This is a genomic window from Streptomyces mutabilis, from assembly GCF_014649815.1.
GTDB lineage: Bacteria > Actinomycetota > Actinomycetes > Streptomycetales > Streptomycetaceae > Streptomyces > Streptomyces mutabilis.
On the sequence record NZ_BMTT01000137.1, the window covers coordinates 1 to 739 of the forward strand.

General features: G+C 42.4%; 1 protein-coding gene. It reads left to right on the forward strand.

Annotation, left to right across the window (positions count from 1 at the left end; genetic code table 11):
* Positions 1 to 131: 131 nt before the first annotated feature.
* On the forward strand, positions 132 to 739 hold a 608-nt coding region (locus IE142_RS39765; RefSeq protein ID WP_502266909.1), incomplete at its 3' end, for a transposase.

Genomic DNA, 739 nt, shown 5'->3' on the forward strand with positions numbered 1-739 from the left:
CAAGGTGGAAGGGACGGTCCAATCTATGTGAACGACCACCAACCAACACCAGATTATCAGAAGAGCAAGAAAAGGCTCTGTGTCACTATGTTGATACTCTAGAGCAATTAAATATAAAGCCACTTGCACAAATGATCCAATCAAGTGCCAATTCTATTCTGAGATCAACCCATACCAGCCTAGACACCCCTCCACCTACTGTCAGCGAGAAATGGTTAAACCGATGGCTAGGAAGGCATCCTGAATATAAAAGACGTCGCTCTAGGGCTATAGAGCTTGACCGCAAGCGTGCAGAGGATCGTGAGGTTATTCAGGAGTGGTTTCAGAAGCTCCATCAGACCATCCAGAACCATGGGATATTAAAGGAGGATATCTACAATTTTGATGAGACTGGCTTCAATATCGGTGTTGGTCGTGATCAATGGATTATTACCAGGGACGTCAATATGAATAAGCCTCATATTAGGATGAATTTAAAGCGTGAATATGTTACTGTGGTTGAAGCAGTCAATGCAGATGGCTGGACCTGCCCACCACTTATTCTCATGAGTGGTAGCTGTATACTTACAAATTGGTTTGAAGCTGCTGATATTCAACAAGACTATTCAATTGGAGTATCAGAAAATGGCTATATGACTGATACAATTGCCTTCCAATGGATTCAGTCATTCTATCGGCATACTAAAAGATATAGGAAGGGTCAATATACCCTTCTTATATGTGATGGATACGGCTCCCA